Origin of the sequence: Aeromonas sp. 600948, assembly GCF_049174875.1 — a bacterium.
In the GTDB taxonomy this organism is placed as follows: Bacteria; Pseudomonadota; Gammaproteobacteria; order Enterobacterales; family Aeromonadaceae; genus Aeromonas; species Aeromonas veronii_A.
The window spans coordinates 308,304-315,097 of the sequence record NZ_JAAKTY010000002.1 but is presented as its reverse complement, the minus strand read 5'-3'; the positions used below and the strand labels follow the sequence as shown (position 1 = coordinate 315,097).

The following is a 6,794-nucleotide window of genomic DNA, read 5'->3' as shown; positions in this document are numbered from 1 at the left end:
CCTACAGCATGTTCAAGAAGGGTCTGAAATTGATACCGAAGGAAGTGCGCTCTAAAGTAGCGTAAACAAGACACCGGCTTGAGGCCGGTGTCAGGTGATAACTAGATCTGTACAGCAGCTTAATAGACTTAATTTAAATGACTAACGGCCACTTCATTATTAACTCTACAGTCATTTTTTTTGATAATAAAGTAGCCAGCCAATTTTTTACCAACTCGTTGGGATGGCTTTTCCACTAGCTTATGTAAAACCCAAGATAAAAATATGCACCCACCAGTCACAATCAACAGTGAAACCCAAGCTTTCATGCCAAGATCGAGTAAGATTCTAAGCGCTACATAGCCAGCGACACCATGTATCACATAAAGTGGGTAGCTTATATCTGCCAGGAAATCGAAGAACTTGTTTGACCTGAAAAAATCCTGATACGTAAATGCAAAAATGAAGGTCAGCAATGCAAATGCATAGCTCCATGCTACCGTTATTCCGGCAGCTGCGGGGCCAATATACCATTGCAAACAGAAAAGGCAAAAAATCACTCCAATTAAAAGATATGCTTTGTCTCTTTCAATACGACCACGTTGGACATAGTGAAACACCACCCCAATGAACATATATATAATATATTGCGACACTGTCATAAAGGTCATTGCCAATTGCCACAACCTTGCATCCGTATTACCCCAACCGGGAATATACTTATTAATAACAATCGATGCTATGAAGATAAATATCGGGGCTAAAAAAACCATGGTTGATTGCTTTCGAAATAGCACAATCAATAACGCACAGACAAAATAAAACTTCATTTCTATCTCTAGCGTCCACACTATTCCATCAATACCTCTTGACCATAAGACATCTCTAATACCAGGTATGTAATGAATCAATACCTCTTGAGTAGTGAATGGCCACTCCCTTGAAAAATAATGTGAGCTAATTAAAATGGCAACCAACGTAATACTAAAACCTACAATATATGTTGGCACAATTCGCAGCATTCGATTGATAGTAAAACCAAACCAACTTGTTTTTTGCAAAGAAAATGGAATTACGAAGCCACTAATGATAAAAAATAATGCTACACCATATGCCCCCCAATTAAATAATGAAAAGGCGTTTAATAATGAAACATAAATAGGAATTGCATGCGTTTCAAAGGGAAGCATTGGCGCATTTGTTAACACCTCTACAGCTGCACGGCTTGACCAAAAAACGCCATAGTAATGTGAAATAACTACAGCTAATGCAGCAAAGCCTCTTAGAGTGTTTGCGAAATCAATCCTATTGCTTTTCTGGTTTTGCATATGGTTGACGTAGATAGTGAAAGATTGACAAATTGTAACATGAACTCAAGCACAGTCTGTAGTGGTCAACTAAATCCGGACTCTTGATTAGGCGGATCCTCGGCTTTTGCTGGCGTGACCCCGTAATTGTGTTGATGTGGATGCCGCCAGTTGTAGTAATCGGCGTTGTTGCCCAAATCCCCCAGCAAGTCATGACTTCCCCAGCCCCTGGTGACCGCAACACTCGGGGTTTTCTGACAGGTAGACCCAGGGTATTGAGTTTGTTTATGGCGCTTACATACGCCATGACGTCTCCCACTTGGCCGTTTAGTTACGCAGACTGATTTTCCCCGCCAACAACTGCTTGAACCGATACATCACCGTCTCGGCCAGCGAGCGACGGTGATACCCCGATATCTTCTTCCAGTCCGCTAGCCCTTCCTTGCGCATCACAACACAGCATCATTTCTCGGGTGTCCCTTTTCCATAACGCCGTGCTTTCGCTAGTCAGGATACAGGCTGTCGCCCCCTGTGCGCTAGATAAGCTGATGGCTGGCTTTACTGTCGTCGGCGCCATCCGCATAAACATGTCCCAGCGAGACTTCCGCCGCCACGATATCGTGGCTCACCGGATCTACCGCCAGATGCAACTTGCGCCACACTCGCCGTTTTTCGGCGCAGTGTTTGCTGACCTTTCACTCACCTTCACCAAACACCTTCAGCCCGGTTGAGTCGATAACCAAGTCGGTAACGCGTCCCCTTGGGGGGAGCGATAAGCCACTTTCACCATACGGGCTCGCTTGCAGACACAGCTATAGTCCGGTGCGCACAACGCCAGATTCCTCAACTCGAGCAGGGAGTCGAGTAGTCCCCGAGTGGCCCGCGGGGTGAAGTTGAAAATTCCCTTGAGCATCAGGAAGGTACAGATGGTCTGGTTGGTGTAGAACTGGCTGCGGCCTTGCCGTCCGTGATAGTCGTGGTGAAACCAGTTGCTCATGGCCTCGGCATCAACCCAGAAGGTGGGTGAACCACGGTGAATCAAAGACTTGTTGTATTTAGGCCAGTTGGTGATGGGGTGCAGCGAAATGCCCATGATGCAAACTTGAAGAGGATGGTGATGAGCAGATCACCGAGTCCTCAGCTAGTTCCATTCAAGCTGCATCGATTTGGGCAACAACGCCTAGCAATCCATCAGGTAATAGCTGATATCCAGCTTCGCTTCCCGCAGGTTCAGGTATCCCGTTGCTGGGAGCCACTGTGACTTCAAGCTTCTGAACAGCAACTCCATCGGGACGTTATCCCAGCAGTTACCACCATGATTCATGCTCCAGGCCATGCGATAGCGCCACTGTCGTTGCCGAAATGCCCGACTGCCCTATTGGCTGCCCTGGTCGGAGTGAAACAGCACACCCTGATTGACAAGCCCGCTGCTGATAGGGCATCTCCAGAGCTTTGATGGCCAGATCTACATCAGGCTTACCAGAGATCGTCCAGCCCACAACTCGCTGGGTATGCAGGTCGAGCATCACAGCCAGATAATGCCAACTAGCCCCTGCCCAAACCTAGGTGATATAGCCACACCTGATTGAGTTGCTGGACATCAAATTTGCGGGCCAGCAGATCGGGAATATCCGGTCGTGCAGACCGGGCACCTTATAACGGTGTGCGCCCGGCTGTTTGGATGCCAACCCGGATTCCTTCATCAGGTTACGGACTTTGAATCGGCCAATCTGATACCCCAGCGTTCGCATCATCGACATCAAGGCGCGACTGCCTGCGGAATCCCGGCTCTCTTTGAACAAACGGCGCAACTAACGGCACTGTTGCATGCACTCACGGTTAATTACTCTCCTACGAACCAGATAATCATAAAAACAGAACGAGGGAGCATCGCAAGCGCAGCAGACCAAAGTGATGAGGGCTTTCCTCCAAGTCCTGTCAGGGATATCTAACGGGCTAAATGATCTGAGAGTAGTAACCAAAGCGAAAACAGGGACCGTAGAGCAGGACGGAGCCTCTCAGACCACCAGTCAGAGAACATTAGGCACCACGCAGCGCTTTCATGGCCATGAATACCCGGTTGGAGAATGGAATAACTTACCGGGTAAGGAGTGGTGGAAGTAAGCGGCCATACCCTGCCCCACGAGGTAAATCCCTCGGCTATATACAGACCCCTATAAAAGCCTGCCTTCAGCAGGCTTTGTTGTTATGAAGCAGTGGACTCGACACAATCGCTGTCGCCATTTTGGCGCCATTTAGGAAAAAGAAAAAGGCCACTATTTCTAGTGGCCTTTCGTAACTCTTTGATTTTAATGGTGCCCGAGGCCGGAATCGAACCGGCACGACGCGAACGTCGAGGGATTTTAAATCCCTTGTGTCTACCGATTTCACCACTCGGGCACCGCAATCGGTATCAAGCTCGCGTGGCGGGCTTGTCAATATGGAGGCACGTTCCGGAGTCGAACCGGACTAAACGGATTTGCAATCCGCTGCATAACCGCTTTGCTAACGCGCCATGCAAAAGAGAGTTGGCTCTCTATTGTCTGAATTTGGAGCGGGAAACGAGACTCGAACTCGCGACCCCGACCTTGGCAAGGTCGTGCTCTACCAACTGAGCTATTCCCGCATTGGTCTGGCTGACTGCCTGACTACGAGAACGCATTCTAGCGATGTTCCTCGCCCAGTCAACCAGAAATATTTAATTACCTGATCGTTCGGGCATTTTTTACCCTTTTTGAACAGTTTTAGCGCCTTTGGCCGTTTCCTGCCTCAAATCAGTGGAAACCTCACCTTGCGGCGCAAGTGACTCACAGGTTGGCGTGGTGGGTCAGATCGCCCCAGGCGGCCTTCATGTACTGGAACATCGACCAGAAGGTGAGCACGGTGGCGACATAGAGCATCACATAGGCGAGCCACACCATCCAGACGTTGTATTGCCAGATAAGACCGGTGAGCGACACCATCTGGATCATGGTCTTCCACTTGCCAATCCAGCTGACCGCCACCGAGGAGCGTTTGCCGAGCTCGGCCATCCATTCGCGCAGGGCGGAGATGATGATCTCTCGGCCAATCATGGTCATGGCGGGGATGGTCACCCAGATGGTGTTGTAGTGTTCGACGATGACCACCAGTGCGGCAGCGACCATGATCTTGTCGGCAACCGGGTCAAGGAAGGCGCCAAAGGCGGTGGACTGATTGAGCTTACGAGCCAGATAGCCATCAAACCAGTCGGTAGCAGCAGCCAGAATAAAGATGATGGCGGCAGCCAGATAGGACCATTGATAAGGCAGATAGAACAGGATGACGAAGACGGGAATGAGCAAAATCCGGAAAAACGTCAACAGGTTAGGTATGTTTGTCATTATTTTCAGCCACTTCTTGTACGTCGCTACATAGTGCGCCAAAGCCGATTTGCGATGCAACCGCACTGGCGCCCGTCTTGGTCTTTTTAATCCATCAATCTTCTCAAAATGCGAGGGCCATTATGGCATTTACGGCCCCCCCGCGTCACGGCTCTTGTGCATCAAGGAGTTAGCGATTTTGCCATGCCGCTAACCCTGCTCAGGCGCTGTGCAAGCCATCGTGGATGATCTGGGCCAGCTCCTGACTGATGCCGGGTACCTTGGCTAGTTCATCCACGCTCGCCTTTTTGACCTCCTGCAGGCCGCCCAGATATTTGAGCAGCGCCTGCCGCCGCTTTGGCCCCACCCCCGGAATATCCTCAAGACTGCTGCTGGTGCGGGCCTTGGCCCGTCTGGCCCGGTGCCCGGTAATGGCAAAACGGTGGGATTCATCGCGAATATGCTGAATAAGGTGCAAAGCGGGCATATCTGCCGGCAAATGCAGCTCTTCGTGGCTCTCCCCCATGATAAGCGTTTCCAACCCGGCCTTGCGGGTCACCCCCTTGGCAATTCCCACCAGCAGCGGATATTTGCCGCCGAGGAACTCCAGCTGACGGGCCAGGATCTCTTCGGCGCGGCGCAACTGGCCGAGGCCGCCGTCAATAAATAGCACGTCCGGCACCTTGTCCGGCTCCTGCTGCTTGCCAAAGCGGCGCTCCAGCGCCTGCTCCATCGCCGCGTAGTCATCACCGCCAGTGATACCGTCGATATTAAAACGACGATATTCCGATGAGAGCGGCCCCTCCCGGTTGAACACAACGCAAGAGGCCACCGTGCGCTCCCCCATGGTATGGGAGATATCGAAACACTCCATGCGAGCGATGGGGCGCTCAAGCTCCAGCAGCTCTTCCAGCTGGTCGTAGCGAGCGGTGATGGTGCTCTTGTGAGCCAGCCGCGAGCGCAGCGCCGTCTCGGCGTTGATGGAAGCGAGCTTGATAAAGCGGGCCCGCTCGGCGCGGGTACGGCTCACCACCCGCACCTTGTAGCCTGCGGTCTGGCTCAGAGTCTCGGCGATGACGCTCTCGTCCTCAAGGGCCACATCGAGCAGCACCTCGCTCGGGATCTGCCGCCCCCCCTGCCCCGACAGATAAAACTGCAGCAGGAAGGATTGCACCACCTCGTCAAGCTGGGTATCGGCCGGCACTTTCGGGAAGTAGCTGCGTGAGCCGAGCACCTTGCCCTGACGGATAAAGAGCACGTGGATGCAAGCAGCACCTTGCTGGAAGGCGACCCCCACCACATCCAGCTCGTCCAGTACGTTGCCGCTCACCGACTGCTGTTCGGTGACCCGGCGCAGCGCCAGGATCTGATCCCGGTAGCGGGCCGCCTCTTCAAAGCGCAGATCGCCGCTGGCGGACTCCATCTTGCCCACCAGCTCGCCAATCACTTGCTGGTTCTTGCCCGCCAGAAACAGTTTGGCAAGCTCCACCTGCTGGGCATATTCGGCCTCGCTCACCAATCCGGCCACGCAAGGGCCAGCGCAGCGCTTGAGCTGATAGAGCAGGCAGGGACGGGTGCGGTTGGCATAGACCGCATCCTCGCACTGGCGCACCGGAAAAATCTTCTGCATCAGGTGCAAGCTCTCACGCACCGCTCCGCCAGAGGGGTATGGGCCGAAGTACTCTCCCTTAACCTTGCGGGCACCGCGATGGACACCGATGCGCGGATGCTGGTGCGCGGTGATGATGATCCAGGGGTAGGATTTGTCGTCCCGCAGCAGCACGTTGTAACGGGGCTGGTACTGCTTGATGAGATTGTGCTCGAGGATCAGCGCCTCGGTCTCGGTGTGGGTGACGGTGACCTGGATATCGGCGATCTGTCGAACCAGGGTGCGGGTCTTGATGCTGTCGACGTTGGTGCGAAAGTAGGAGGCGAGCCGCTTTTTCAGATCCTTGGCCTTGCCCACGTAGATCACGGTGCCACCGCTGTCATACATGCGGTAGACGCCACTTTGATGGGTGACGGCGCTCAGAAACGCCTTGCTGTCGAAGAGAGGTTCGGGAGAGAGGGTCATCAGCTACTCGGCTCACACAAAGGCAAAAATTGACGGGCAGAGCATACTGCCCCCGCCGCCTGAAAAGCAAAAGGGCAGAAAAGCAAAAAGGCG

General features: G+C 52.7%; 3 protein-coding genes, 3 tRNA genes and 2 pseudogenes. All 8 read right to left on the bottom strand.

The window, feature by feature from the left end; genetic code table 11:
* Nucleotides 1-128: 128 nt before the first annotated feature.
* The 8 genes and pseudogenes from G5182_RS03135 to uvrC all read right to left on the bottom strand — a co-directional run bounded on the left by G5182_RS03135 (nucleotide 129) and on the right by uvrC (nucleotide 6,701).
* Nucleotides 129-1,307, bottom strand: coding sequence for an acyltransferase family protein (locus G5182_RS03135; RefSeq protein ID WP_216953306.1), 1,179 nt, complete (start codon nucleotides 1,305-1,307; stop codon nucleotides 129-131).
* A 220-nt stretch (nucleotides 1,308-1,527) separates the two neighbouring features.
* A pseudogene (locus G5182_RS03130) lies at nucleotides 1,528-2,379 on the bottom strand (IS5 family transposase); the annotation flags it as partial.
* Between the two features lie 93 nt (nucleotides 2,380-2,472).
* Nucleotides 2,473-3,208: pseudogene (locus tag G5182_RS03125) on the bottom strand (IS3 family transposase); the annotation flags it as partial.
* 391 nt (nucleotides 3,209-3,599) lie between these two features.
* Nucleotides 3,600-3,686: transfer RNA gene (locus G5182_RS03120), tRNA-Leu, on the bottom strand.
* A 41-nt stretch (nucleotides 3,687-3,727) separates the two neighbouring features.
* Nucleotides 3,728-3,801 (bottom strand) — tRNA-Cys (locus G5182_RS03115).
* A 35-nt stretch (nucleotides 3,802-3,836) separates the two neighbouring features.
* Nucleotides 3,837-3,912 (bottom strand) — tRNA-Gly (locus G5182_RS03110).
* 181 nt (nucleotides 3,913-4,093) lie between these two features.
* A complete protein-coding gene (gene pgsA / locus G5182_RS03105) occupies nucleotides 4,094-4,648 on the bottom strand; it encodes a CDP-diacylglycerol--glycerol-3-phosphate 3-phosphatidyltransferase (RefSeq protein ID WP_031227442.1) in 555 nt (184 codons plus the stop codon).
* Between the two features lie 199 nt (nucleotides 4,649-4,847).
* Nucleotides 4,848-6,701 (bottom strand): excinuclease ABC subunit UvrC, encoded by a 1,854-nt coding sequence (gene uvrC, locus G5182_RS03100; protein ID WP_042056293.1) that lies wholly within the window; start codon nucleotides 6,699-6,701, stop codon nucleotides 4,848-4,850.
* Nucleotides 6,702-6,794 lie beyond the last annotated feature (93 nt).

What these genes read in the sequence shown, in the direction of transcription:
- pgsA (WP_031227442.1), bottom strand. Translation starts at nt 4,648, where the DNA reads ATGACAAACATACCTAACCTGTTGACGTTTTTCCGGATTTTGCTCATT.
- G5182_RS03135 (WP_216953306.1), bottom strand. Translation starts at nt 1,307, where the DNA reads ATGCAAAACCAGAAAAGCAATAGGATTGATTTCGCAAACACTCTAAGA.
- uvrC (WP_042056293.1), bottom strand. Translation starts at nt 6,701, where the DNA reads ATGACCCTCTCTCCCGAACCTCTCTTCGACAGCAAGGCGTTTCTGAGC.